This window comes from Streptomyces sp. NBC_01334 (assembly GCF_035983595.1).
GTDB classification, from domain to species: domain Bacteria; phylum Actinomycetota; class Actinomycetes; order Streptomycetales; family Streptomycetaceae; genus Streptomyces; species Streptomyces coriariae.
Map to the genome: position 1 here is coordinate 1962253 of NZ_CP130718.1, position 25770 is coordinate 1988022.

At 72.1% G+C, this 25770-nt stretch carries 24 protein-coding genes and 1 riboswitch; of the genes, 6 read left to right on the forward strand and 18 right to left on the reverse strand.

Translation table 11 applies throughout. The features are described from left to right. Nucleotides 1–22: 22 nt before the first annotated feature. The gene (locus OG736_RS08875) at nucleotides 23–163 is read right to left on the reverse strand and encodes an SCO1431 family membrane protein (protein WP_327181957.1); all 141 of its coding nucleotides are present in this window, start codon (nucleotides 161–163) and stop codon (nucleotides 23–25) included. 102 nt (nucleotides 164–265) lie between these two features. Next, nucleotides 266–1642 carry a C39 family peptidase gene (locus OG736_RS08880; protein ID WP_327181958.1) on the reverse strand — a complete coding sequence of 459 codons (1377 nt, stop codon included), beginning with the start codon at nucleotides 1640–1642 and terminating at the stop codon, nucleotides 266–268. A 190-nt stretch (nucleotides 1643–1832) separates the two neighbouring features. On the opposite strand from OG736_RS08880, the gene OG736_RS08885 reads away from it, so the two are divergent. Both OG736_RS08885 and OG736_RS08890 read left to right on the forward strand, forming a co-directional pair. Then, complete coding sequence (locus OG736_RS08885; protein WP_327187563.1) at nucleotides 1833–2453, forward strand: uridine kinase family protein; 621 nt, start codon at nucleotides 1833–1835, stop codon at nucleotides 2451–2453. A 436-nt stretch (nucleotides 2454–2889) separates the two neighbouring features. Next, a complete protein-coding gene (locus OG736_RS08890; protein ID WP_327181959.1) occupies nucleotides 2890–4752 on the forward strand; it encodes an AAA family ATPase in 1863 nt (620 codons plus the stop codon). A 24-nt stretch (nucleotides 4753–4776) separates the two neighbouring features. Here the strand turns inward: OG736_RS08890 and OG736_RS08895 are convergent, their stop codons facing one another. The 9 genes from OG736_RS08895 to OG736_RS08935 form a co-directional block, all read right to left on the reverse strand. Further along, nucleotides 4777–5901 carry a hemolysin family protein gene (locus tag OG736_RS08895; RefSeq protein WP_327181960.1) on the reverse strand — a complete coding sequence of 375 codons (1125 nt, stop codon included), beginning with the start codon at nucleotides 5899–5901 and terminating at the stop codon, nucleotides 4777–4779. Beyond that, nucleotides 5898–7223 (reverse strand): hemolysin family protein, encoded by a 1326-nt coding sequence (locus OG736_RS08900; RefSeq protein WP_327181961.1) that lies wholly within the window; start codon nucleotides 7221–7223, stop codon nucleotides 5898–5900. Before OG736_RS08900 ends, OG736_RS08895 begins: the two co-directional genes overlap by 4 nt. Nucleotides 7224–7429: 206 nt before the next feature. Beyond that, nucleotides 7430–7897 carry a PH domain-containing protein gene (locus OG736_RS08905; RefSeq protein ID WP_327181962.1) on the reverse strand — a complete coding sequence of 156 codons (468 nt, stop codon included), beginning with the start codon at nucleotides 7895–7897 and terminating at the stop codon, nucleotides 7430–7432. Between the two features lie 14 nt (nucleotides 7898–7911). Continuing rightward, the gene (gene hisG / locus OG736_RS08910) at nucleotides 7912–8760 is read right to left on the reverse strand and encodes an ATP phosphoribosyltransferase (RefSeq protein ID WP_020128905.1); all 849 of its coding nucleotides are present in this window, start codon (nucleotides 8758–8760) and stop codon (nucleotides 7912–7914) included. Between the two features lie 71 nt (nucleotides 8761–8831). Then, nucleotides 8832–9104: a phosphoribosyl-ATP diphosphatase gene (locus OG736_RS08915; RefSeq protein WP_054239553.1), complete on the reverse strand. Its 273-nt coding sequence runs from the start codon at nucleotides 9102–9104 to the stop codon at nucleotides 8832–8834. 33 nt (nucleotides 9105–9137) lie between these two features. After that, nucleotides 9138–9623 (reverse strand): 6,7-dimethyl-8-ribityllumazine synthase, encoded by a 486-nt coding sequence (ribH, locus tag OG736_RS08920; protein WP_020128903.1) that lies wholly within the window; start codon nucleotides 9621–9623, stop codon nucleotides 9138–9140. A gap of 37 nt (nucleotides 9624–9660) precedes the next feature. Further along, nucleotides 9661–10950: a bifunctional 3,4-dihydroxy-2-butanone-4-phosphate synthase/GTP cyclohydrolase II gene (locus tag OG736_RS08925; protein WP_327181963.1), complete on the reverse strand. Its 1290-nt coding sequence runs from the start codon at nucleotides 10948–10950 to the stop codon at nucleotides 9661–9663. Continuing rightward, entirely contained in the window at nucleotides 10947–11588 is a 642-nt protein-coding gene (gene pnuC / locus OG736_RS08930) for a nicotinamide riboside transporter PnuC (protein WP_020128901.1), read from the reverse strand. The genes OG736_RS08925 and pnuC overlap by 4 nt, the downstream gene beginning before the upstream one ends. Next, nucleotides 11585–12190: a riboflavin synthase gene (locus tag OG736_RS08935; protein WP_142269331.1), complete on the reverse strand. Its 606-nt coding sequence runs from the start codon at nucleotides 12188–12190 to the stop codon at nucleotides 11585–11587. Before OG736_RS08935 ends, pnuC begins: the two co-directional genes overlap by 4 nt. Before the next feature lie 146 nt (nucleotides 12191–12336). Beyond that, a riboswitch (FMN riboswitch) is annotated at nucleotides 12337–12467 on the reverse strand. A gap of 375 nt (nucleotides 12468–12842) precedes the next feature. On the opposite strand from OG736_RS08935, the gene OG736_RS08940 reads away from it, so the two are divergent. Further along, a complete protein-coding gene (locus OG736_RS08940; protein ID WP_327181964.1) occupies nucleotides 12843–13586 on the forward strand; it encodes an SDR family oxidoreductase in 744 nt (247 codons plus the stop codon). A 166-nt stretch (nucleotides 13587–13752) separates the two neighbouring features. Here OG736_RS08940 and OG736_RS08945 read toward each other — a convergent pair whose 3' ends face one another. Beyond that, nucleotides 13753–15009: an ROK family transcriptional regulator gene (locus OG736_RS08945; RefSeq protein WP_327181965.1), complete on the reverse strand. Its 1257-nt coding sequence runs from the start codon at nucleotides 15007–15009 to the stop codon at nucleotides 13753–13755. A 134-nt stretch (nucleotides 15010–15143) separates the two neighbouring features. Between OG736_RS08945 and OG736_RS08950 the strand changes: the two genes are divergently transcribed. Beyond that, nucleotides 15144–16364, forward strand: a complete 1221-nt coding sequence (locus OG736_RS08950; protein ID WP_327181966.1) for an MFS transporter — start codon at nucleotides 15144–15146, stop codon at nucleotides 16362–16364. On the opposite strand, the gene OG736_RS08955 is transcribed toward OG736_RS08950, so the two are convergent. After that, the gene (locus OG736_RS08955; protein ID WP_327181967.1) at nucleotides 16324–16782 is read right to left on the reverse strand and encodes an acyl-CoA thioesterase; all 459 of its coding nucleotides are present in this window, start codon (nucleotides 16780–16782) and stop codon (nucleotides 16324–16326) included. The genes OG736_RS08950 and OG736_RS08955 overlap by 41 nt on opposite strands. A 142-nt stretch (nucleotides 16783–16924) precedes the next feature. Between OG736_RS08955 and OG736_RS08960 the strand changes: the two genes are divergently transcribed. Further along, nucleotides 16925–18304, forward strand: a complete 1380-nt coding sequence (locus tag OG736_RS08960; protein WP_327181968.1) for a uracil-xanthine permease family protein — start codon at nucleotides 16925–16927, stop codon at nucleotides 18302–18304. Here OG736_RS08960 and OG736_RS08965 read toward each other — a convergent pair. Next, nucleotides 18283–19398, reverse strand: coding sequence for a glycoside hydrolase family 6 protein (locus tag OG736_RS08965; protein WP_327181969.1), 1116 nt, complete (start codon nucleotides 19396–19398; stop codon nucleotides 18283–18285). The genes OG736_RS08960 and OG736_RS08965 overlap by 22 nt on opposite strands. 142 nt (nucleotides 19399–19540) lie before the next feature. Here OG736_RS08965 and OG736_RS08970 point away from each other — a divergent pair, with 142 nt between their 5' ends. Beyond that, nucleotides 19541–20269, forward strand: a complete 729-nt coding sequence (locus OG736_RS08970) for a DUF5995 family protein (protein WP_327181970.1) — start codon at nucleotides 19541–19543, stop codon at nucleotides 20267–20269. Nucleotides 20270–20303: 34 nt separating this feature from the next. Here OG736_RS08970 and OG736_RS08975 read toward each other — a convergent pair whose 3' ends face one another. From OG736_RS08975 to OG736_RS08990, 4 genes are all read right to left on the reverse strand, one after another. Then, complete coding sequence (locus OG736_RS08975) at nucleotides 20304–22016, reverse strand: flavin monoamine oxidase family protein (RefSeq protein WP_327181971.1); 1713 nt, start codon at nucleotides 22014–22016, stop codon at nucleotides 20304–20306. A gap of 83 nt (nucleotides 22017–22099) precedes the next feature. Beyond that, a complete protein-coding gene (locus OG736_RS08980; protein WP_327181972.1) occupies nucleotides 22100–22888 on the reverse strand; it encodes a carbon-nitrogen hydrolase family protein in 789 nt (262 codons plus the stop codon). Nucleotides 22889–23036: 148 nt separating this feature from the next. Continuing rightward, complete coding sequence (locus OG736_RS08985; protein WP_442817164.1) at nucleotides 23037–24209, reverse strand: MFS transporter; 1173 nt, start codon at nucleotides 24207–24209, stop codon at nucleotides 23037–23039. A 64-nt stretch (nucleotides 24210–24273) separates the two neighbouring features. Beyond that, on the reverse strand, nucleotides 24274–25752 hold the full coding sequence (locus OG736_RS08990) for an HAD-IA family hydrolase (protein WP_327181974.1): 1479 nt from the start codon (nucleotides 25750–25752) through the stop codon (nucleotides 24274–24276). Nucleotides 25753–25770: the final 18 nt, after the last annotated feature.

The window sequence follows — 25770 nt, forward strand, 5'->3', positions numbered from 1 at the left end:
ACCGTGCGTCAGGTCACGCCCGTCACAGCAGTCCGAGTTGGGTGACCAGCATCGCGACGACCGCGACGAGGACCCAGCCCATGAGGTGCTCGAGGACCTTCGGGCCGTCGGTCTCGGGGCCGCCGGTGCGGGTGCGGGTGGCGGTGGCTGTCTGTGCGGTCATGGTGTCTCGCTGAGGTCGACGTACGGGTGGTTCCCCCCACCGGCTCCCCCACCGATCCGTCCACCTTGCCACCCGCCGGGGCTTTTGCGGCGGAGACCTTGCTCACATGGGGACCCCCACCGCCGTGAGGGCCCTGCACTGGCGGGCCGTGGGGCGCGCCGGGAAGTACAGGTAGCAGACTCCTCCGGTGCCGGACGCGACCTTGCCGCTCGCGTTGTACCGCTTGGTCCTGAGCCAGATGTTCTCGAACTCCCGCCGCCGGTACACCCGCCGCACCGCCGCGTCGTCCGCCGAGAACGGGTCGTTGGCGATCACATCGCCCTCGGCCGTGAAGCCGATCACGGTCATCAGGTGCCCCGAGGTGCCGTATCCCGCGCCCGTGAGCTCCTCCTTGAGGAAGGACTGGGACGTTATGGCCGGGATCCCCGCCGCGATCAGCGTCTCCAGGTCGGTGAGCGAGCCCAGCCGGGTGACCACACCCTGGAGATCCTTGAAGGTGGCCGCGTAGGCGGCGTTGAACGGCCAGTTGCCGCAGCCGGCGTACTGGTGGTCGTACGTGTGCCTGGCCGCGTGGCAGACCTGCGGGTCGGCGTAGGACGGGTCGACCCACGCCAGCTGCTCGGCGGTGAGCCGGCCGCCCCAGTACTCGACGATCATCTGCGAGGAGGTGGGGCTGCACCAGGCCTCGCCGCCGCTGTCGTACTCGGGGTACTGGCCCAGGTGGATCTCCTGCGAGTAGCGCGGGACGGCCAGCTCCTGCGCGAGACCGGGCACGGAGGCCGGGACGGTGAACCGGTCCGGGACGTCGGAGCCCATCGCGCCCAGCCGCCACACGGTCGGGGTCAGCTTCGTGCCGGGGCGGCGGTACAGCGTGAGACGGAGACGGCAGGAGGCCAGACGCAGGCCGGTCGAGGCGTCGTCGATCGCGAAGGTGTCGGTCCAGACGGTGCTCCGGCCGTCGGTCTGGTCGTCGACCGAGGTGCGCTTGATGTCCTGGTCGCCGGAGGCCCAGCGGCCCATCACGTACCAGGGGGTGTCCGTGCCGTCGGAGTACGTGCCCTTCAGCTCGACCTGGAGCCAGGTGCCGGCCGGGGTGCTCGCGTTCCAGGAGGCGATCACCTCCGTCGAGGGGACGGCGAGCTTCTGGACCGGGGACGTCCAGGTCGCGTACTCCCAGGTGGCCGTGGTCTTGGTGTGCGGGTCGGTGTAGTCGACGGTGCCGAGCGGGGCGCCGACGGCCACGCCCGGGCGGACGCCCGCCACGGCACGGGTGCCCTTGGCCGTGCCGGCGCGCCAGTCGGCGTACGTGGTCCAGGAGCGGTAGTCGACGGTCCGGGCCGGGGCCGACTCGGCGGTCACGGTGTCCGCCGCGTCGGCGGCGGTGGCGGCCGTGGCGGCCGGGGCCGAGCCCCCTGCCACCGCGGCGGCGACCGCGGCGGCGAGGACCGTTCTGCGGGACGGCTGTTCGGCTCTGCTCATGTGCGGAAGACCCCCAGGGTGTCTGCGCGACTGTGCGCCAACTATGGACGGAGCGGGCCCCGCCTTCCAGCACTTCCGCCCGTGCCACGCCACCAATATTGGTCTGAACCACTGGCGACACGGGCGGCCGACCGTAGACTGCGACCCCGTACGACGTCCCCACGCTCCGCCCTCCGCCCCGGGAACCGCCATCCATCAGCTCGCCTCCCGCCTGCGCCGTCTGCCGCCGTCCTGCGGGCCGGTCCGGCTGATCGGTGTCGACGGACACGCCGGCTCGGGGAAGTCCACCCTGGCCGGAAGACTCGCCGAGGCGCTGGGCGGCGCGCCGGTGCTGCGTCTCGACGACCTCGCCAGCCACGACGAGCTGTTCGCCTGGACCGGGCGGCTGCTGACCCAGGTCATCGAGCCGTTCGGCCGCGGCGAGACCGCGCACTACGCCCCCTACGACTGGCGCGCCCGCCGCTTCGGTCCGCCGCGGCCGCTGCCGGCGGCCCCCGTCGTCCTGGTCGAGGGGGTCGGCGCCGGCCGCCGCGCCCTGCGCCCGTTCCTGGCGAGTCTGTTGTGGATGGACATGCCACCCGAGGAGGCCTGGGCGCGCGGGCGGTCCCGGGACGGGGAGGAGCAACGGGAGTTCTGGGACGGGTGGGTCGCGGCCGAGATCCGTCACTTCGCCGACGATCCTTCGCGCCCCCATGCCGCGCTGCTGGTACGGCAGTTGAGGCAGGGGTACGAGGTGCTGCCGGGGCCGGTGGGAGACCTTGGACCACACCAGGATGTCACCCACCGTGACGGACCACCCGCGATGTGGTGAACGTGTGAAGGGCCCTGCGTTCGAACTTCGCCAACTGCCTCAACTGTGCTTGACCGACGGCCCGTACAGGACTTACGTTCTGAATGTGCGGCTATCACAGCCGCCCTCGGACGCGAAGCCCCCGGTTGTTCCCCCGTGATCGGGGGCTTCGTTCTGTCCTCATCCCGCCCGACGCCCCGTTTCCGGACGCGCCACGGCACGATTCGCTCACCCAGGGTCACCGCGCGGGATGCGCCCCGTCCGCTCCCACCTCGCCGAACGGCCTGTGCGCACCCTACGGCGAGCGGCTCCCACGCAGGTACGATGCCCTCGGTGCGACCTGGGCGACCGCCTCGCGCACCTTGCAACTCCGGTCCGCGGCACAGCGGTTCGACCAAGGCAGCCGAAGGGCGACGCCCGGCGGCACACCGACGGGGCACGGTTTGTGGGGGACGTGATGGACTTCGGCACGCAGGGCCCCGACGCCCCGGCCGACCTCGCCTGGCTGCGAGGCGTGGACGCCTACACGATGGGCGCCTATCCGCAGGCGGAGGAGGAGTTCCGCACCGCGGTGCGGATCGATCCCGGAATGGCCGACGGCTGGCTCGGACTGCACGCGCTGCGCGTCGACACGACGACCGCGCTGCTGCGGATGTTCCGGCACCGCGAGCGCTTCGGCGAGCAGCGGACCCGGCACCGCCGCACCCTCAACTCCTGGTACTGGCTGGGCTGGTGGGTGCAACCGGTGCTGGAGAGTCCGCGCGACCTGCTGCTGGCGCACGCCTCGCACTGGCTGGACGGCCGCCATGTGCCCGAACTGGACCGTGCGCTCGCCGGGCTGCCGCCCGTCGACACCGATCACCAGGTCCGCTTCCTGCACGCCTGCCGCGCCTATCTGGTCAAGGACTGGGAGCAGCTGGTCCGGCACACCGACCCGCTGCTCGACGACGCCCTGCTGGGCATCGAGGCCGGTCTGTTCGGCGGGATGGCCCGGGTCCGCCTGGAGATGTACGGACAGGCCGAGCCGCTGCTGTCGTCGGCCCTGATGCGCTGCCGCAGCGAGCAGCCTCAGCGCAAGGAGCTGCGGTACTGGCTGGCCCGGGCCCATGAGGGAACGGGCCGTTCGGCGGCGGCTCTCCCCCTGTACCGGGCGGTGCACCGCGTCGACGCCGCCTTCATGGACACCTCCGCCCGGCTCGCCGCGATCGCCGAGGGCGACGGATACGACGACCCCTCCGACTTCGCGGCGATCACGCTCACCGGGGTCGGGCAGGACATGGTGGACGGCCCCGACGGCTTCGACCCGCTGTTCGGCACCGAGGGCCGGGATCTGCGGCTCACCGAGCCCTCCGACCTGCCGCCCGTCGGCCCGCTGCCGTCGGTGACCGACCCGGCGGTGCGGGAGAAGAGCGTCGTCGCCTCGTCGCTGCCGGCCGGGCCCACCGATCCCGTGTTACTCGAGGAGGCGCTCGCCGAACTGGAGGGCATGGTCGGCCTGGAGCCGGTGAAACGCCAGGTCAAGGCCCTGTCCGCGCAGCTCAACATGGCGCGGCTGCGGACCGGCCAGGGCCTTCCGGTCCAACCGCCGAAGCGCCACTTCGTCTTCTCCGGTCCTTCCGGCACCGGCAAGACCACGGTGGCCCGCATCCTCGGCCGGGTCTTCTACGCCCTCGGCCTGCTGGGCGGCGACCATCTCGTGGAGGCCCAGCGGGCCGACCTGGTCGGCGAGTACCTCGGCCAGACGGCCGTGAAGGCCAACGAGCTGATCGACTCCGCGCTCGGAGGCGTGCTCTTCGTCGACGAGGCGTACTCGCTCTCGAACTCCGGTTACGGCAAGGGCGACGCGTACGGGGACGAGGCGCTCCAGGTGCTGCTGAAGCGGGCCGAGGACAACCGGGACCACCTGGTGGTGATCCTGGCCGGCTATCCGGAGGGCATGGACCGTCTGCTGGCCGCGAACCCCGGGCTGTCCTCCCGCTTCACGACCCGTGTCGACTTCCCGTCCTACCGGCCCCTCGAACTCACCTCCATCGGCGAGGTGCTGGCCGCGGAGAACGGCGACGCGTGGGACGAGGAGGCCCTGGACGAACTGCGCTCCATCGCCGGGCACGTCGTGGACCAGGGATGGATCGACGAACTCGGCAACGGGCGGTTCCTGCGCACCCTGTACGAGAAGAGCTGCGCCTACCGGGATCTTCGGCTGTCGACCTATCCGGGCGGGCTGACCCGGGACGACCTCGCGACCCTGCGCCTGCCCGATCTGATGCAGGCGTACGGGGAGGTGCTGTCGGGGAGGGGGCCGCAGGATCCGGCGGTGTGACGGATCCGGATCCCGCGGCACCGCTCAGCTCGCCAGCGCTTCCTCCGGGGACGGGGGTCCGCCCTGCTCCAGCGGAGCCGACACCTTGGGGGAACTCCCCCTCGGCTCCGTCAGCCGAATCCCGGAGACCTCCCGGTGCGCGGGGTCGGTGACCTCGCCCACCAGCAGCTCCAGTACGTCCTCCAGGGCGACCAGGCCGAGCACCTTGCCGGACGCGTCGGCCACCTGCGCCAGGTGGGTCGCCGCCCGGCGCATCACCGTCAGCGCGTCGTCCAGCGGCAGTTCGGAGCGGAGCGTCGTCATCGGGCGCCACACCTGCTGCGGCACCGCCCGCTCGGATTCCTCCAGGTCGAGGACGTCCTTCACGTGCAGATAGCCCATGAAGGCGCCGTTCTCCGCGGCCACCGGGAAGCGGGAGTAGCCGGTACGGGCGGTCAGCCCGACGATCTCCCCGGGGGTGACCGACGGGCTGACCGTCACCAGGAACTCGCGCTTCAGCAGCACGTCCGTCACCGGGCGGGAGCCCAGCTCCAGCGCGTCCTCCAGCCGCTCCTGCTCCTCGGGGTCGAGGAGGCCGGCCTGGCCGGAGTCCTCCAGCAGGCGGTTCAGCTGCTCGCTGGTGACGACGGCCTCGACCTCGTCCTTGGGTTCGACGTGGAAGAGCCGCAGGATGCCGCGGGCGCAGGCACCGAGGGCCACCGTGATCGGCCGGCAGACCCGGGCGAAGGCGACCAGGCCGGGGCTGAGCCACAGCGCGGCCTTCTCGGGGGCCGCCATGGCGAGGTTCTTCGGGACCATCTCGCCGATGACGAGATGGAAGAAGACCACGGCCGCGAGGGCCACCACATAGCCCAGCGGGTGGATCATGCCGTGCGGGAGGTGGACCGCCTCGAGGACCGGCTCCAGCAGGTGCGCGACCGTCGGTTCGGCGACCGCGCCCAGGGTGAGGGAGCAGACGGTGATGCCGAACTGGGCCGCCGCCATCATCTGCGGCAGGCGTTCCAGACCGTAGAGGACCTGACGGGCCCGTGCGGTGCCCAGTGGCTCGATCTGGCTGCGGCGGACGGAGACGAGCGCGAACTCGGCGCCGACGAAGAATCCGTTGGCGAGCACGAGCAGCGCGGCGAAGAGAAGCTGGAAGGCGCTCATCGGGAGACCTCCACGACCTGGCCGGTCCGCACCAGGCGGACCCGCTCGGCGCGGTAGTGGCCGACGCGGCGCACGGAGACCCGCCAGCCGGGCAGTTCGGCCCGGTCGCCGACGGCCGGGATCCGGCCGAGCAGGTCGGCGACCAGCCCGGCGACCGTCTCGTACGGCCCCTCGGGGACCGCCAGGCCTATGCGCTGGAGGGTGTCGACACGACAGCTGCCGTCCACGTCCCAGGCGGGCCTGCCCTCCTCCGGCGGGGCCGCGGCGAGTTCGGGCGTGTCCTGGCCGTCGTGCTCGTCACGGACCTCGCCGACGATCTCCTCGACGATGTCCTCGAGCGTGACCACGCCGGCCGTGCCGCCGTACTCGTCGACGACGACGGCGATGGGCTGCTCGCTGCGCAGCCGGGCCAGCAGGGGCTGGACGGGCAGGGTCTCCGGGACCAGCAGCGCGGGGCGGGCGATACGGCCGAGCGGGGTGCGCAGCCGGTCGTGGACGGGGATCGCCAGGGCGTCCTTGAGGTGGACCATGCCGACGATCTCGTCGATCTTCTCGCGGTAGACAGGGAACCGGGACAGCCCGGTGGCGCGGGTCAGGTTGACCACGTCCTCGGCGGTGGCCGAGGACTGCAGTGCGCTCACCTTCACCCGTGGGGTCATGACGTGCTGAGCGGTCAGCTCGGCCAGCGACAGGGTCCGGACGAAGAGGTCGGCCGTGTCCTGTTCGAGCGCCCCGGCCTGGGCCGAGTGACGGGCCAGCGAGACGAGTTCGCCGGGGGTCCGCGCGGAGGCCAGCTCCGCGGTGGGCTCGATGCCCAGGGCGCGCACCAGCCGGTTGGCGACGGTGTTGAGCGCCGCGATCACCGGCCGGAAGAGGCGGGAGAAGGCGGCCTGCGGGCCCGCGACGAAGCGCGCGACCTGGAGGGGCTTGGACACCGCCCAGTTCTTGGGCACGAGCTCGCCGATCACCATCTGCACGGCGGAGGCCAGCAGCATGCCGACGACCACGGCGACGCCGGGGACGGCACCCTCCGGGATGCCGATCGCGGTGAACGGGCCGTGCAGCAGCTCGGCCAGCGCCGGTTCGGCGAGCATGCCGACGACGAGGGAGGTGATGGTGATGCCGAGCTGGGTGCCGGAGAGCTGGAAGGACAGTTCCTTCAGCGACTCGACGACCGTGCGGGCTCGTCTGTCGCCCTCGGCGGCGGCCTTCTCGGCGTCCGGCCGTTCGACCGTGATGAGGCCGAACTCGGCGGCGACGAAGAAGCCGTTGGCGAGGATGAGCAGGAACGCGGCTGCCAGGAGCAGCAACGGGGTGGTCATGATGCCGCCGCCTCCGAAAGAGGTCGGACAGGGGCGGCGCAGGTACTACAGGACGAACCGTCCATCGCCGGAGGGAGTCACTCCTCGGGTAGCAGGAACCCCTGTGCACCCGGCTGGGAGCCACAGGGGCGGAGGCGTCGGGGGAACGCCTCCGTCACCAGATTAATCAAGACACGGGCTTCAGCGGCAGGGTGGACGGCCCCGAGTCAGCCCTGATCTTGCTCTGTGGACTCCTCGGGGTCCCGGACGGACCGGGCTTCCGCGAGGATCCGCAGGGTGCGCGCGTCGGCGATGGCCTGCTGCTTGTCGATGCCCGGCTGGATGCCGAGGGCGGGCAGGCTGGTGCCGTCGCTGAGGTTGAGGAACACCCAGGGGTCGCCCGGACGGAGATTCACCTGGACGATCTCGGCCCAGTCCAGGCGCCGCCTGCTGGCGATGTTCACGACGGTGACGCCGGATTCGTCGGCGACGACCCGCACCCGGGCGAGCTGCGCCAGCACCCAGAAGATGAGGGCGCCGGTGAGGATGAAGCTGAGCCGCTCCCCCGGGCCGAGCTGCTCCAGCAGCATCGCCACGGCGGAGATGACGAGGAGGATCACCAATCCGGCCGTGAGCAGCACCACACGGGTGCGCCCTGGCCGGAAGGTGACGGGGAGGGTCGGCAGGTTGGACATGTTCCCGGCTGAGGTCAGAGTCGGCAGGCGTGGATGGCCGTGGTCAGGATGGCGCGGGCGCCGATGTCGTAGAGGTCGTCCATGATCCGCTGGGCCTCCTTGGCCGGGACCATGGCGCGGACGGCGACCCAGCCCTCGTTGTGCAGCGGGGAGACGGTCGGCGACTCCAGACCCGGGGTCAGCGCGACGGCCTTCTCGAGCTGCTCGACCCGGCAGTCGTAGTCCATCATCACGTACGTCCGGGCGACCAGGACGCCCTGGAGGCGGCGCAGGAACTGCTGCACCTTCGGCTCCTCGACGTCCGCGCCGGTGCGCCGGATCACGATGGCCTCGGACTTCATGATGGGCTCGCCGAAGACCTCGAGGCCCGCGTTGCGCAGTGAGGTGCCGGTCTCGACGACGTCGGCGATGACCTCGGCGACACCCAGTTCGATCGCGGTCTCGACGGCGCCGTCGAGGTGGACGACGGAGGCGTCGACGCCCTGCTCGGCCAGGTGCTTGGCGACGATGCCCTCGTAGGAGGTGGCGACCGTCCGGCCCTGGAGGTCCTCGATGCCCGCGGCCGTGCCCGGCTTGCCGGCGAAGCGGAAGGTGGAACGGGCGAAGCCGAGCGGGAGGATCTCCTCGGCGTTGGCGCCGGAGTCGATCAGCAGGTCGCGTCCGGTGATGCCGATGTCGAGGCGCCCGGAGGAGACGTAGATCGCGATGTCCCGGGGGCGGAGGTAGAAGAACTCGACGTCGTTGACCGGGTCGACGATCCGCAGCTCCTTGGACTCGCGGCGCTGCTGGTAGCCGGCCTCATGCAGCATCTCCCCCGCGGGGCCTGACAGGGAACCCTTGTTGGGGACGGCGATGCGCAGCATGAGGTCGGCTTCCTTCGCGTGGAACGTGACGATCGGGGCGGATGTGTGCGGTGGTGTCTGAAAAATGATGTTTACAGGTGGGCGTACACGTCGTCCAGCGAGATTCCGCGGGCGACCATCATCACCTGGACGTGGTAGAGCAGCTGCGAGATCTCCTCGGCGGCTGCCTCCTTGCCTTCGTACTCGGCCGCCATCCAGACCTCTGCGGCCTCTTCGACGACCTTCTTGCCGATGGCATGGACGCCCTTCCCGACCAGTTCTGCGGTGCGGGAAGTGGCGGGGTCGCCGCTGGCGGCCTTCTGCTGGAGCTCGGTGAAGAGCTCCTCGAACGTCTTCTTGGACATGGTGATCCCACCCTAGCCGTTGTGCCGGCCTGCCTACCGCCAGGGTTCGGATACTGAGCGGAGGGTGGCCGCGGTCGCCACCGCCGCCGTCACCGCCTCGTGCCCCTTGTCCTCGTTGGAGCCCTCGAGGCCGGCCCGGTCCAGGGCCTGCTCCTCGGTGTCACAGGTGAGGACGCCCATGCCGACGGGCACGCCGGTCTCGACGGAGACCTGGGTGAGTCCCTGGGTGACGCCCTGGCACACGTACTCGAAGTGCGGGGTGCCGCCGCGGATGACGACGCCGAGGGCGACGATCGCGTCGTAGCCCCGCCCGGCCAGCACCTTGGCGACGACCGGGAGCTCCCAGCTGCCGGGGACCCTCAGCAGGGTCGGCTCGTCGATGCCGAGGTCGTGCAGGGCGCGCAGCGCGCCGTCGACCAGTCCGTCCATCACCTTCTCGTGCCACTGTGCCGCGATGACGGCGACCCGCAGGTCACCCACATTGCGTACGGACAGTTCCGGTGCGCCCTTGCCGCTCACGTCTCTCCTCTTGCCTTTCGTGCCTTGCCGACTTGCGTTACTGGTTGCCGCAGGGTGACACGGGGGCCGTGTCCAGCCAGGGCAGGTCGTGTCCCATCCGGTCCCGCTTGGTGCGCAGGTAGCGGATGTTGTGCTCGCCCGCCTGCACGGGCATCGGCTCGCGCCGGGTGACCTCGATGCCGTGCCGGACGAGGGCGTCGGTCTTCTCGGGGTTGTTGGTCATCAGGCGCACACTGCGCACGCCGAGGTCCTCGAGGATCTGCGCGCCGGCCGCGTAGTCACGGGCGTCGGCGGGCAGGCCCAGCTCCAGGTTGGCGTCGAGGGTGTCGTGTCCCTGCTCCTGGAGCTCGTAGGCCCGCAGCTTGGAGAGCAGACCGATGCCCCGGCCCTCGTGCCCTCGCAGATAGACCACCACGCCCCGGCCCTCGCTCTGGATGCGCTCCAGGGAGGTGTCGAGCTGGGGGCCGCAGTCGCAGCGCTGGGAGGCGAAGATGTCGCCGGTGAGGCACTCGGAGTGCACCCGGACGAGGACGTCCTCGCCGTCGCCGAGCTCGCCGTGGACCAGGGCGACGTGCTCGACCCCGTCGACGGTGGAGCGGTAGCCGTACGCGGTGAAGGTGCCGTGCACGGTGGGCAGCCGGGTCTGCGCCTCGCGGCGGACGGTGGGCTCGGCGCTGCGGCGGTAGGCGATCAGGTCCTCGATGGAGATGATCGTCAGACCGTGCTTGCGGGCGAACGGGATCAGTTCGGGCAGGCGGAGCATCCGGCCGTCCTCGCCGGCGATCTCGACGATCGCGCCGGCCGGACGCAGCCCCGCGAGACGGGCGAGGTCGACGGCCGCCTCGGTGTGGCCGTCACGGGTCAGCACACCGCCGGGCTTGGCACGCAGCGGGAAGATGTGTCCCGGGCGGACGAAGTCGGTGGCCTCGGTGGCGCCGCTCGCCAGGAGCCGCAGCGTGGTGGCGCGGTCGGCGGCGGAGATGCCGGTGGTCACGCCGTGGGCGGCGGAGGCGTCGACGGAGACCGTGAACGCGGTCTTCATCGACTCGGTGTTGTCCTCGACCATCTGCGGGAGCTTCAGGCGCTCCAGTTCGTCACCCTCCATGGGGGCGCAGATCAGACCGCGGCACTCGCTCATCATGAAGGCGACGATCTCCGGGGTGGCCTTCTCCGCGGCGATGACGAGGTCTCCCTCGTTCTCGCGGTCCTCGTCGTCGACGACCACCACGGGACGGCCGGCGGCGATGTCGGCGATGGCCCGCTCGACGGGGTCCAGCGCGAAGTCCTCGATGCCGTCCGTGCTGTAGAGGATCGGTGCGGTACTCATGCCGGCGCTCCTTCCAGAGCGGGTTGCGAGGCCTTGCGGGAGCGCAGCCACCAGTCGCGCATGCCCCACAGGACGAGCGCGCCGTAGATGACGTAGACGAAGCCGGAGAAGGCGTAGCCGTTGGCGAAGTTCAGGGGGACGCCGACGAGGTCGACGAGGAGCCAGGCGATCCAGAACTCGACCATGCCGCGCGCCTGGGCGTACATGGCGACGATGGTGCCGACGAAGATGTAGGCGTCCGGCCAGGGGTCCCAGGACAGGGACGGGTGGGCCTTGAAGAGCAGGGCCACCGCGACCGTGCCGACGGCGGCGGCGCCGACCATGGCCGCGCGCTCGATCCAGGTCGCGAAGCGGGGGGTGATCTGGCCGTCCTCGGACCGCCCCTTGCTGCGGTTCCACTGCCACCAGCCGTACAGGGCGACGACCATGACGACGACCTGCTTGCCGGCGCTGCCGGTCAGATGGCCGAAGAAGGCGCCGAAGAGGACGAGCCCGGAGAGGAACTGCACCGGCCAGGTCCACAGCGAGCGGCGCCAGCCGAGGGCGAGGGTGATCAGGCCGAGGATGTTGCCGATCATGTCCGACCAGAGGATGTGCTGGTCGAGGAGGGTGAAGGCCTCGGAGTTCAGCGAGTTCACTGCGCCGCTCCCCGGGTGGTGGTCAGCAGGCGCTCGACGTACTTGGCCACGATGTCCACCTCGAGGTTGACCGGGTCGCCGGCCTGCTTGAGGCCGAGCGTGGTCAGGGCGAGGGTGGTGGGGATGAGGCTGACGGTGAAGAAGTCGGGGCCGGCCTCGACGACCGTGAGGCTGATGCCGTCGACGGTGATCGAGCCCTTCTCCACGACGTACCGGGCGAGGTCGGCGGGGAGCGAGATCTTGATGATCTCCCAGTTCTCGGAGGGCTTGCGCTCCAACACCGCGCCGGTGCCGTCGACATGACCCTGCACGATGTGCCCGCCGAGGCGGTCGCCGACGGCGGTGGGGCGTTCGAGGTTGACGCGGGAGCCGACGCCGAGTGCTCCGAGGCTGGAGCGGTTCAGGGTCTCCGCCATGACGTCGGCGGTGAACTCGTCGCCCTCGTGCTCGACGACGGTGAGACAGACCCCGTTCACGGCGATGGAGTCGCCGTGCTTCGCGCCGTCGGTCACGACGGGGCCGCGCAGCCGGAAGCGGGAGGCGTCGCCGAGATTCTCGACGGCGGTGACCTCACCCAGCTCTTCGACGATTCCGGTGAACACTTCCCGGGTCCTCCTGCCTCTTCGGGCACGGACTCCGGGGCCTGTCGAAGACGACAGCAGGTACGGGCAACGACACCGGGGGCGACGCCGGACAGACTCGTCCGCGGACGAGTACGTATACGGCGGCGCGCACGAATGCCCGCCCGCCGCGCACTGCCTCCCATCCGGACTTTAACCGTCGGTCCAGGAATTTCACCTGGTCAACCGGCCGCTGGAAGCGGCCGGGTCGCGGACTGTAACCGCCGGTTCGGACTTTCACCGACCCCGGAGTGCGCTGCTTTGGTTTACAGGGCCAGTGTGCCACGCCGGGTAGGCGTCCATACAGGTGAAGGATGTGGGGTGGCTCACAGGTCGTCAATTCGGGTTGCGCCCGGCTCGATTCGAGGGCGGTCCCGGCTCGAACCGGGATTGGTCCATACCTATTGACGTACTGGTCTAGTCCTTTCTAGGGTCGGCGGAGTACGGCCCGGCGGCGGTGACGACGGCCCTTGCCCGCCGCCGGGTCCCTTCGCCCGGCCGATCGCCGATTTCCGGCGGGCGGGATCCCACCGTGAGCTGCGGGACATGCGAGCCGTGGCGGACCCCGACAAGCTTGACCCGACGGAGGACGTTCCGGCCTGGAGCGCCCGGTGTCCGAAGGGACTGAAACGGTATGACCACGATCCTCGTGACCGGCGGTACGGGAACCCTCGGCCGGCTCGTCACCGAACGGCTGCGCTCGAACGGGCACGAGGTGCGGGTGCTGAGCCGGCACACCCAGCCGTACGCCGTCGACCTGCGCGAGGGCGGGCCGGGCCTGGACGCGGCCGTCGCGGGCGTGGACACGATCGTGCACTGCGCGACCACGCCGCGCGGAGACGATGTGCAGGCGGCCGCGAACCTGATCGCCGCGGCGCGGCAGGCCGGGGTGCCACACCTGCTCTACATCTCGATCGTCGGTATCGACCAGGTGCCGTTCGGCTACTACAAGGCCAAGCTCGCCGTGGAGGAACTGCTGGCGGAGTCGGGGCTCGGCTGGACGGTGCTGCGGGCGACCCAGTTCCACGACCTGCTGGTCCAGCTCTTCCAGGGGCTGGCCAAGGTACCGGTGATGATGCTGCCGGCCGGGGTGAGCGACCAGCCGGTGGAGGTCGCCGAGGTCGCCGACCGGCTCGCGGAGCTGGCCGCGGGCGCGCCGGCCGGCCGGGTCGAGGACATGGGCGGGCCCGAGGTCCGCACCTTCGAGTCGCTGGCCCGCGCGTTCCTGAAGGCGAGCGGCCGACGGTGCGCGGTGCTGAACGTGCCGCTGTGGGGCGCGGCCTACCGGGGCTTTCGCGCGGGCGGTCACCTGACGCCGGAGCGGGCGGTGGGCAAGGGCACCTTCGAGGACTACCTGGCGACGCGCATCCGCCGCTAGGGCGCGCCTGGCAGATCCCCGCCGCGCGCGGCGCCCGGCACGGCACCTCGCCGCGTCGTCGGACCACCCGAGTACGCCCAGTACGGGGGCGACCCTCCGCCTAGCGACGCACCGCACCGGACGCCGCACGCCGCACGCCGATCCGACGCGCATGGTCGGACACGCCCTAGGTCGCGGACACCACCTGGTGCGTCTCGGTCCTGTGAGCCGTTGTGAAGAGCTCCTCCTGGGCGGCGTCACGGGCCGTCAGCAGGGCCCCGCGCAGCACCGCGCCGCCGCCCAGGGCACTGGCGCGCACCTCCGTGGGCAGTGGCGCCATCCGCCGCAGCCGCCGTGCCACCCGGCTCGCGAGCACCTCCCCGCCGGCCTGTCCGACCTCCCCGCCGAGGACCACACAGCCGGGGTCGAGGACGGCGACGACGGAGGCCGCGCCGAGGGCGAGCCGGTCGGCCAGGGCGTCGAGAAAACCGGCGGCGGCCCCGGTGTCCGGCGCGTCCACCGCCGCTCGCACCAGCGCCGCCGCCACCGGCTCGTCGGCGCGCGCGTGCGCCGTCAGCCCGTACTCCCCCGCCAGTGCGGCGATCGCCGCCGAACCGGCCAGCGAGTGGAAGCCGCCCTCGCAGTCCGTCGCCGAGGGCAGGCCGTCGGTGCCCGGTACCGGCAGGAAGCCGATCTCGCCGGTGCCACCGGAGGCACCGCGGCGCAGTGCGCCGTCCAGGACGACGGCCGCGCCGGTGCCGTGGCCCAGCCACAGCAGCACGAAGGTGTCGCGGTCCCGGGCGGCGCCCTCGCGCTGTTCGGCCAGGGCGGCGAGGTTCGTCTCGTTCTCGACGTGCGCGTGAGCGGCCGGGAAGCGTTCCTGCAGCGCGGCCACCAGTCGGCGGTGCCACTCGGGCAGGCCGCTGGAGTCGCGCAGCTCGCCGCTGGCGGGGTCGATCAGCCCGGGCGCCCCGATGCCGAGCGTGTGCAGCCGCCCCCAGGCCCGGAGACCCTCGCGCGGGGGCGCCCCGACGGTCTCGGCCTCCTTCGCCGCCCGCTCGACCAGCGAGACCGCTTGTTCCACGGCCGTCCCGGTGCCCGTGTCGCCGCCGATCGGCACGGACGCCTCGGCCAGCACCCGGCCGACCAGGTCCGAGACGAGCACCGTGACCCCCTCGGTGCGCACGTCCAGCGCGGCCAGATGGGCGCGGTCGGCGACGATGCCGTAGAGCTTGGCGTTCGGCCCGCGGCGCTGCTCGCCCGCCTCCCCGACCACCTCGATCAGACCGGAGGCGGTGAGCCGTTCGACCAGGTCGGCGACCGACGGGCGGGACAGGCCGGTGAGCTGCTTCAACTGCCCTGCCGTCAACGGGCCTTCGTGCTGGAGCAGCCGGAGGGCGAGCCGGTCGTTGATGGCCCGGGCGGTGCTCGGAGATGCGGGCATGGCGGGAATCCTCCCATGGCCGAGGGGACCCGATCGGCTGCCACCGACCGTCGGCCTCTATTTATCAGGCAGGGTTCCTGATAGTTTACGACGGCATCGCGACGGCGCGGCGCGGATCCGGAAGGGACGGGAGAATGAGCGGAGTGGACGAAGTGATCCACGCACCGTCGGAGGTCCGGCGCGCCCGGTACGCCGTGGCGGCCGTGTTCGCCGTGCACGGCGCGGTCACCGGTTCGTTCGCCACCCGCGTGCCGTGGATCCAGGACCACGCCGACGTCTCCACCGGACAGCTCGGGTTCGCGCTCGCCTTCACGGCGTTCGGCGCGGCCTGCGCGATGCCGCTGGCCGGCTCGATCACCCATCGCTTCGGCAGCCGCGCGGCCCTGCGCGGACTGCTCGCGCTGTGGACGCTGTCGCTGACGTTGCCCGCCCTCGCCCCCAACCTGCTGACGCTCTGCCTGGCGATGTTCACGTACGGCGCGAGCGCGGGCATGGCCGACGTCGCGATGAACGCCCTGGGCGTCGAGGTGGAGCGGCTGCTCGACCGGTCGATCATGTCTGGGCTGCACGGCATGTGGAGCGCGGGCGCCCTGATCGGTTCGGCGGGCGGGACGCTCGCCGCGCACCTCGGTGCGGACGCGCGCGTGCACCATGTGCTGGCGGCGGCCGTCCTCACCCTGCTCGGCCTGCTGGCCTGCCGCTGGGTGCTGGATCTGCGGCCCGCCGAGGACGAGGAGCCGCCCCCGCGGTTCACGCTGCCGCCCCGCTCGGCGCTGCTGATCGGCGCGGTCGGCTTCTGCGCGGTGTTCGCGGAGGGCGCCAGCCTGGACTGGTCGGCCGTCTACCTGCGCGACCAGCTCGGCTCGTCGGCCGGGGCGGCGGCGGCCTGTACGACCGGCTTCATGTTCACGATGGCGGTGGCCCGGATCGTGGGCGACGCGGTGGTGAACCGGTTCGGCGCGGTGCGCACCGTCCGGGCGGGCGGTGTCCTCGCCGCGCTGGGCGGGCTGCTGATCGTCGTCGCGGGACACCCGGCGGTGGCGATGGGCGGGTTCGGGCTGATGGGGCTGGGCATCGCGGTCGTCGTACCGCTGTGCTTCGCGGCGGCCGGGCACAGCGGACCGAACCCCAGCCAGGCCATCGCGGGCGTCGCGACGATCACCTACACCTCCGGGCTGATCGCCCCGAGCCTGATCGGCGGCGTGGCCCAGGCGACCAGCCTGGTGGTGTCCTTCGTCGTGGTGACGGTCCTGGCGTGCGGGCTCGTGCTGTTCGCGGGTGTGCTGCGGGGCGGCGAGCGGACCGGTGCGAAGGTCAGTCCGCAGGCCGCAGCAGTGCCCGGCCCCCGGCCCTGAAGGCGTCGCTCCACGGCGTGGGGCGCATCGTGGTCGCGTCGATTCGCACCAGGACGCGGGTGCCGCGCGCGTACGTCGTGGCTCCGTCCGCCGAGCAGAACCGGAAGCCGTAGGTCAGCCCCGTGGTACCGAGCCGGTCCAGCCAGAGGTGGACGGCGTACGTGCCGCTACGGGTGACCGGGGCCTCGTAGCCGATCAGCAGTTCCTTGACCACGTTGCAGGCATCCCCGGCGCTCGCCCAGTCACCCTCGAAGCGGACCCCGTTGTCCTGCCAGAACTCGGTCCAGGCCCGCTCGACGAGCAGCGGGTAGCGGGCGTTGTGCAGCATGCCCAGGGCGTCCAGGTCGTCGAAGTGGACGGTGACGGGCATGAGCCGGCCGTACGACACGGCGGGGGCGCTCGGGGCTTCGGCGGTCACGGCGGGGGCTCCTGTGCAGGTACGAGGTGCGTGTACGGGGAAACTACCCTCATCGTACGGGGTCACTAAGCGGTCGCTCACCCTCCGGTTTCACGTGAGAATGGTCCGGACACCCGCACCCCCAGGAAAGCGAACCCGCACCATGGATCTTGGCGTCCGCTGGAAACTGCACGGCGACGGACGCACCCCGGCGCCCGGCGCGGTGGTCCGTCCCGACGAGCGGCTCTCCTGGCCCCGCACGGTGGGGCTGGGCGCCCAGCACGTGGTGGCGATGTTCGGGGCCTCTTTCGTCGCACCCGTCCTCATGGGTCTCGACCCCAACCTCGCCATCATGATGTCCGGCGTCGCGACCGTGATCTTCCTGCTCGCGACCCGTGGCCGGGTGCCCAGCTACCTCGGCTGCTCGCTGTCCTTCGTCGGCGTGGCCGCGGTCATCCGCGCGCAGGGCGGGACGAGCGCCACGGTCACCGGCGCGGTGTTCGTCGTCGGGGTGGCGCTGTTCCTCGTCGGACTGGCCGTACAGCGGTTCGGGGCGCGGATCATCCACGCCGCGATGCCGCCGATCGTGACGGGCGCGGTCGTGATGCTCATCGGCTTCAACCTCGCCCCGGTCACCGCCACCACCTACTGGCCGCAGGACCAGTGGACCGCCCTGCTGGTCATGGCGTTCACCGGGATGGCGGTGGTCTGCCTGCGCGGTTTCTGGTCCCGCATCGCGATCTTCCTCGGCCTCGTCTTCGGGTACGGCATCTCGTGGGCGTTCGACCGGATCTTCGGCCGGATCCACTCCGCCGACGCGAGCGGCAAGGTCACCGACCACTGGCGGCTCGACCTGTCCGGGGTCGGTCACGCCGACTGGATCGGGCTGCCGTCCTTCCACGGCCCGTCCTTCGAATGGTCGGCGATCCTCGTGGCACTCCCCGTCGTCATCGCACTCGTGGCGGAGAACGCGGGGCACGTCAAGGCGGTCGGCGAGATGACCGGCGACGACCTGGACGACCGGCTCGGTACGGCGATCTCCGCCGACGGCGTCGGCTCGATGCTGTCCACGGCGGTGGGCGGGCCGCCCAACACCACCTACTCCGAGAACATCGGCGTGATGGCCGCGACCCGGGTCTACTCGACGGCCGCCTACTGGGCAGCCGCCGGGTTCGCCCTCCTCTTCGGCCTGTGCCCGAAGTTCGGCGCGATCGTCGCCGCGATCCCCGGCGGCGTCCTCGGCGGCATCACCGTCATCCTCTACGGCATGATCGGCCTGCTCGGCGCGCAGATCTGGATCACCGCAGGGGTCGACCTGCGCAATCCGCTGAACCTGGTGCCGGCCGCGGCGGGCATCATCATCGGCGTCGGCAACGTCACGCTGGAGTTCACCGACACCTTCTCGCTGAGCGGTATCGCGCTCGGCACGGTCGTCGTCATCACGGGTTACCACGCACTGCGCGCGTTCGCGCCCGCCCACCTCAAGTCGCCGGGGCCCCTGCTCGACGAGGGCACCAGCAGCTACGACGAGGCCAGTTCGTAGGCGTACGACGGGCTGAACTCGCCGGCCGCCCCCTTGCAGCCGTCCGACTCCCCCGGCAGCTTCACCCACAGGTAGGCGTCGATCCGGGCCTGGCCGGTCCGGAAGGTGGGGGCCCGGCCGATGCTCCGGCCGTCCGGGTCGCACCACTCGCCGCCGGCGGGCGGGCCGTTGCCGTTGCGGCTGGTGTCGATGACGGCGCCCAGGCCGGGCGGTCCGCCCAGGGCGTCCAGGACCCTGCGGTCGTAGGCCACCTCGTCCGCCGTGCGGTGGAAGTTGGAGACGTTGCTGAAGATCCCGTCGGAGGAGGCGGCCGAGGCGGCGCCGGCCTGTTTCAGCAGTGCGGCCTGCTCGGCCGGGGCGTTCCAGCCCGAGTGCCCGGCGTCGTAGTAGACGCGTGCCTTCGGGTCCGCCGCCTTCAGCACGCGTCCCGCGCGGGCCAGCGCGGCGAGACGGCCGGCCCGCCCGGCCTCGTCGAGGCAGTCGGTCTGGGCTATCGAGTCGGGCTCCAGGACGACAACGACCTCGCCGGAGCCGAGCCCGGCGGCGAAAGCGTCGATCCAGCCCGCGTAGGCGTCGAGGTCGGGCGCCCCGCCCTCGGAGGCGCCGCCGCAGTCGCGGTCCGGGATCGCGTACGCCACGAGGACGGGCACCCGGCCCTGGCCTGCGGCGCCCGCCGTGACCGCGCGGACCCGCGAGGTGACGGTGTCGGGGGCGTACTCGGTGAACCACACGGCCGCCGGCCGGCTCGCGATCCGGGACTCGATGACGGCGGTGCGCGGATCCGCCGGGTTGGCGCGGACCCAGTCGAGGACCTGGGACTCGGGGTGACGGTAGAGGCTCGTGGTCACGGCGGCCGCCCGCGGCTTTCGCGCCGTACGGCCGGGCGAGGGAGTCGGCCGCACGGTCGGGGCGGAGGCCGAGGGGGAACCGGACGGGGACGGCGGGTTCGCGGTCGAGGGGGACAGGAGCGTCGCACTCACCTTCGGACGGGCCCGGTCCGTGCCGCGTGGGTCGTCGTCGTCCCCCTCGCCGAGTGCGGTCAGCAGCCCGGCCGCGGTGCCCAGGGCCACCACCACCGAGGCGGCGACGACCATGACACTCCGCCGTCCGGACCCTCGCTCACGTACGCCTCGCACCGTGCTGTTCCCCTCCCGTGCGACGGGCTCGTTCCCCCGTTCCGGGGAAGCGTCGGGCCCGCCGACACGCGGGCCAGCCTAGGACTGTCACCCTGCCCCCATGCCGCAATTGGAACAGTTCACCGCTCCCGTCGAGACAGGCCTCGACACGGACCGCACGAGTGTCGACGACGTGCTCGCCCGGATGCGCGCCCTCGACGCGGCGCTGCCTCCCGGGGACGGCATCGCGGTCTTCAACCGCGTCTACCTCGCGGTGACCCAGGAGGTCGACCGGCGCATCGACACCGGCCGGTTCCCGGACACACGGGCCGCCACCACGCTGGACGTCCGCTTCGCGCAGCGCTACCTGGACGCGGTGGACCCCGGGCCGGCCGACCGGCGGCCACCGGCCTGCTGGCGGCCGCTGCTCCAGTTCCGCCGGCATCCCGGCGTACGCCCGCTGCAGTTCGCGCTCGCGGGCGTCAACGCGCACATCGGGCACGACCTCGCGCTCGCCGTGGTGGACGCCTGTCGTAGCCTCGGCTGCGAACCGGCCGAGCTGGAGGACGAGTTCGACCGCGTGGGCGAGCTACTCGGCTCGCTGGAGGAACGCATCCGCGAAGAGCTGATGCCGGGCCCCGACCTGTTGCAGATCGCCGACCCCCTCACCCACCTGCTCGGCTCCTGGAGCCTGGACCGTGCCCGGGACGCCACCTGGACCGCGGCCCGGGCCCTGTGGGCGCTGCGTCGGCTCCCCGACGTGGCCGGGGAGTTCACCGAACGCCTCGACACGGCCGTCGGCTTCGCGGGCCGCATGATGCTCACCCCGCTCTCGGGCCTCGCGCTTTGAGACCTCGCGCGGTGGGGCCTCGCGCCGTGCGGTGTCAGTCCTCCGGGAGCTCCACCGGCGCGATCTCGTCGTACACGTCCCCCGGGCCCGGGTTGGTCGCGTCGGTCGTCCCGCCGAAGTGGTGCATGACGCCCCAGACCGCGTTCAGCGCGGTCTGCACCGCCCCCTCGGCCCAGCCCGCGGTCCAGGAGATGTCGTCGCCGGCGAGGAAGACGCCGCGCTTGTCCTCGGGCAGCCGGTCCTGCATGAAGTGGGTGAACAGGCGCCGCTGGTAGCGGTAGTGGCCGGGCAGGTTGGCCTTGAACGCGCCCATGAAGTAGGGCTCGTTCTCCCAGGAGACCGTCACCGGGTTGCCGATGATGTGCTTCCTGATGTCGACGTTCGGATAGATCTCGCCGAGCGACTTCAGCATGACCTCCATCCGCTCGTTCGCCGACAGCGGCAGCCACTTCAGGCTGTCGTCGCACCAGGTGTACGAGAGGCAGATGACGGCGGGCCGGTCCGGGCCGTCGTCGAGGAGGTAGGTGCCGCGCGTCATGCGGTCGGTGAGCGTCATCGACATGACGTCCCGGCCGGTGGGATTCCCCCTGTCGTCGACGGCCTTGTCGAGCCAGAACGGCCGGTCCACCGGCACGAACAGCTTGCTGGACTCCATGTAGTGGGTGCGCTCGATCGCCGTCCAGTGGTCGATCGGGAACAGCGAGTCGTCACAGGCGATCTTCGACAGCAGCATCCAGGACTGCGCGGTGAAGATCGCCGCCCGGTAGGTGCGGATGTCGCCGTTCGCGTCCGTCACGGTGATCTGGTTGCCGGCGGTGCGGTGCAGCCGGGTCACGGCCGGGCGGGGCTCGCCGCCCTCGTGCAGGCTCGCCAGCGAGGTGCCGTACGCCCAGTGGACGATCTTCTCCGGCTCGCGCTCCCAGAGGCGCAGCGGCAGCTGCTGGGAGCCGCCGACGATACCGCGGTGGTGGTCGTCGGCCTCGGTGTAGACGACCCGCAGGATCTCCAGGATGGAGTTCGGGAAGTCCGTGTCCCAGCCGCCGGTGCCGAAGCCGACCTGGCCGAAGATCTCGCGGTGCCGGAAGGACCGGAAGGCCTCGGAGTCGCAGAGGAACCCGTAGAAGGTCTGGTTGTCGAGCTTCTCGACGAGCTTCGCCCAGATCTCGCGGATGCGCGGCACGTCCCGCTCGCGCATGGCCTGGTTCATGTCGGAGAAGTCGGCGCCCTCTTCGAGGCACTTGTTCCAGGCGGCCGCGACATCGCGGTAGACCTGCGGCAGATCCTCGACCGTCTCGGCGTAGTGCGACTCGCCCTTGAGGTCCACGACCGTCGACGGGGTCGTCTCCGCGAGCGGGTTGGGGAACGGCTGGGTCCGCAGTCCCACCAGGTCGATGTAGTGCTGGAGCGCCGTGGAGGACGGCGGGAAGCGCATCGCGCCCATCTCGGCGGTGAGGGAGGGGTCGCAGCCGTCGAAGCCGACGGTGCGCAGCCGGCCGCCGATCCGGTCGGCCTCGTAGACGACCGGCTTGAGGCCCATCTTCATCAGCTCGTACGCGGCCACGATGCCGGACAGTCCGCCGCCGATGACGGCGACCTCGGTGCCGTGCTCGGTCGCGGGGATCTGGCCGAGGCCCGCCGGGTGGGCGAGGAAGTCGTCGTACGCGTAAGGGAAGTCCGGGCCGAACATGGTGATCGGCGGCTGCTGCTCGTCTGCGTGCTCGACGGCGTTGGGCACGGTGGACGTCATGGGGTACGGACTCCTTGCGCGTGGTGACTCGGGGGAGGCTCAGGGGCGGGGCGGGGCGGGTGCGGGGTGGCGCGGGCCGGGGATCAGACCAGGGACCCGTAGAGGCCGGGGCGGCGGTCCTTCAGGTACGGGTTCGCCTCGCGGGACGCGGCCAGGGCGACCGGGTCGGCGTCGGCGAACACCAGCTCCTCGCCGCGCCCGGCGCGGGTGCGGGCGACTCCGTCGGGACCGGCCAGCGTGGAGAGGCCGACGAACTCGAACTCCCCCTCCTGGCCGACCCGGTTGACGTACGCCACGTACATCTGGTTCTCGAAGGCACGCACCGGGATCACCGACTCGGCGACGAACTGGAAGGGGTGCATCTGCGCGGTCGGCACGACGAGGAGGTCGGTGCCGGCGAGGGCGTGGGCGCGGACGTTCTCCGGGAACTCGACGTCGTAGCAGATCATGAGGCCGACGGTGAGGCCGTTCAGTTCGGCCTGGACGACCGGCTGCCCGCCCGGCTGGAAGTGGTCTCGCTCGAAGCAGCCGAAGAGGTGGGTCTTGCGGTAGTTCGCGAGCCGGGTGCCGTCGGCGGAGATCAGCTGCGCGGAGTTGTACACGGCCTCGGGGGCGCGCTCCGGGTAGCCGTACGCGATCGCGAGACCGTGCCGGCCGGCGATCTCGGCGACGGCGTCCGCGGAGTCCCCGTCGGCGGGCTCGGCGAGGCGGGCGATGTCGTCGCCGATCGCGTACCCGGTGAGGAACATCTCCGGCGCGACGAGCAGCCCGGCGCCCGCGGCGGCGGCGCGGTCCGCGGCCTCGTCGAGGACCTTCAGGTTCTCGACGACGGAGCCGGGGCGGCCGGAGCTCTGGAGCAGGGCGGTGCGCATGCGTGATCCTCACCGGGCGAAAGGGTGGTTGCGGGGGCCATCTAGACGGTACGGGCGCCCACCCGGGCCGGACAAGAAGGAGCCGTTGCGCGCCGGTGAGCGGAACGTTGCGTGCGCGGACCGCCGGGCGGCGATTCGTTGCGCCCCCTCACTCGCCCCCCGGCTCGCTCGCCCCTCGCTCGCCCCTCCCCCGGGCCGCCCTCGACATCATCAGCGCGGTCAGCAGGTACGGCACCGCACACAGGGCGAAGACGACGCCGTGCGGGAACGTCGAGCCGAGGGCGCCGTACGCGCCGTACACCGCGATGGTCACCGCCTCCGTGCCGAGGCTCGCGACCGAGGTGAGGGTGGCCCGGCCGGTGCCCTCGATGCGCTGCTGGAGCCGGACGTCGGCCAGCACGGTCGCCAGCTGGAAGCCGCCGAAGGCGAGGGCGACGAGGGTGATGCCGACGGGCGTGCCGCTGATCCCGCCGACGGCGAGGGCGAGCGCGGAGAGGACGAGCAGCGCGGCGAATCCCCCGCGGCCCAGGCGCTCGGCCGGTCCGGCCAGCAGGCTCCCGACGGTGACGCCGGCCCAGATCAGCACCAGCAGGTGGGGGACGTTCGCCTCCGGTACGCCCGTCTCCCTGACCAGCAGGGGCGTGTACTCGTCGAGGGCGCCCCACACCGCCGTCACGGCCGGGACGAGCAGCAGGGCACCGCGTACGGAGCGGTCGCGGCGGGCGTCGGCCAGTCCGGCCCGAAGGGTAGCGGCCCTGCTGTCACCGTCGTCCGTCGGCCGCCGGTGCTCGGCGAAGCGGGTGGCCGTCGCGGCGCAGAGCAGACACGCCAGCACGCTGGCCGCACCGACGGCCGGGTATCCGCCGACCGCGAAGACCGGCCCGGCCAGGCCCATCGCCGCCATCACGGCCACCTGGCCCACCGCGTGCGCGCGGCCCATGAGCCGGGCGTACCGGTCCGCGGCGTCGGCCCGGTCCAGCTCCTCGTAGACCAGCGCCTCCAGCGCGCCGGATCCCAGCGCGCCGCGCGCACCCCACAGGACGAAGCCGGCCGCGAAGGCCCAGTACGACGGGAACAGCACCCACAGGGCGAAGCCGGCCGCGCCCAGCAGCGGGCCGATCCACAGCAGCAGCCGTCGGGAGACGGCGTCCGCCCAGGCGCCCGAGGGCACCTCCAGCAGGACGCCGGTCAGCGACCACAGGACGAACAGGGAGGAGATCTGCCCGACGGACAGGCCGCTGTCCGAGAACAGCAGCGCGTACACCGGATAGAGCAGCACGAACTCGTCGAGGAACGCGTACGCGTACAGCGTGGCGGTCAGTCGACGGACGTCGGGGCCGGTCGTGGATCAATGTCGCCAGGTCATGTCACCGATGGTAGTCAGTTCACGCGCCGCCGCCCACCGGATTTCCGGTGATCGCGAAGGCGGTGACCGCGAAGGTGGTGATCACCGCGGCGTGGTCGGAGGGCCAGTCGTTGTCCTCGACGTGCGGCCACGGCCGGGGGCTGCCGGTGACGTGGGTCCGGGAGTCGAGCACCCTGAGGCCCCGGTGGAGCACGAAGTCGATCCGGTCCTGCGGTTCCGGGCGGCCGCTGCCGTCCTCATGCTCGGCGTGGACCGGGGACCAGGTGTGCCCGGGATCCCGTACCGGATCGGGGTGCGCCTCGCGGTAGGAGTCGGCGAAGCCTGCCTCCTCGGCGGCCCTCGTCACCGGCCACCCGACGTCCGGCCGGTCCAGGTGGGAGGGGCTGTTGAAGTCACCGACGAGGACGACGGGCAGTCCGGGGCCCGGTCCGATCCGGCGCAGGGCGTCCCGCAGCCGCGCGAGCCGCGCCCCCTCGTGGGCTACCAGGGTGTCCGCGGCGAGCCCGTCGAAGGCGGACTCGTAGGGCCCGTACGGCGCGCAGTCCAGGTGGGCCGTCCACACGTCGACCTCGCCGCCGCCGACTGCGATCCGGACGCCCGCCGCGCCGTAGAAGCCCACGTCGGGGTCGCCGAGGGCGGCCGTGACCGGGTGGCGGCTGATGATCCCGAGGTTCTCCCCGGCGCGGTGGTGGTACCAGCCGAGAGCCTCGGCGAGCTCCTCGGCCGCGGTGCCGTACGTCTCCTGGAGGCCGACCACGTCCACGTCGGTCTCGGTGAGGACCTTGAGCTGCTTGGCCCGGTGGTCGCGGACCTTCGTGCCGCCGTACCAGAGGTTCCAGCTCATGACGCGGAGCCGGTGCGGCAGCAGGGAGCGCAGCCGCCCGGGGGTGACGCCCTCCAGGCCGGGCACGACGGTCCGGCCGGGCGCCGTCCCGATCGGCGCGAGCGACGGCACCGCCAGCACCGTGCACCCGGCGGCCTCGGCGGAGGTCACGCCGGTCTCGGTGTCCTCGACGGCCACACAGGCCGCCGGGTCGACGCCGAGAGCGTGGCAGGCGGCGAGGTAGGGGTCGGGGGCGGGCTTGGTGTGCTCGGTGTCGTCGGCGGTGACGGTGACGGCGAAGCGGCTCGCGCCGAGCGCGTCGAGCACCGTGTCGGCGACCGCCCGCGGCGACGCGGTCACCAGCGCCGTCGGTACGCCCTCCCGGGCCAGGGCGTCGAGCAGCGCGAGGGCCCCGGGGCGCGGCACGATGCCGGCGCGGACGCGGTCCGCGAACCCCCGGTGGAGCGCCTCGGCGAGTCCCGGCGCCGGCCGGCCCGTGGTCGCGGCCAGCCAGTGGGCGGTGTGCTCGACGGGACGGCCGAGCACCTCCGGCCGGTCCGCCTCGGTCAAGGGCCGGCCGGCCACCTGTTCCACCGCCTCCCACCACAGCCGCTCGGTGTCGACGAGCGTGCCGTCCATGTCGAACAGGACGGCCTGGAGGGGGAGTTGCGTCACGGTTGCCTCTTTCGGTGG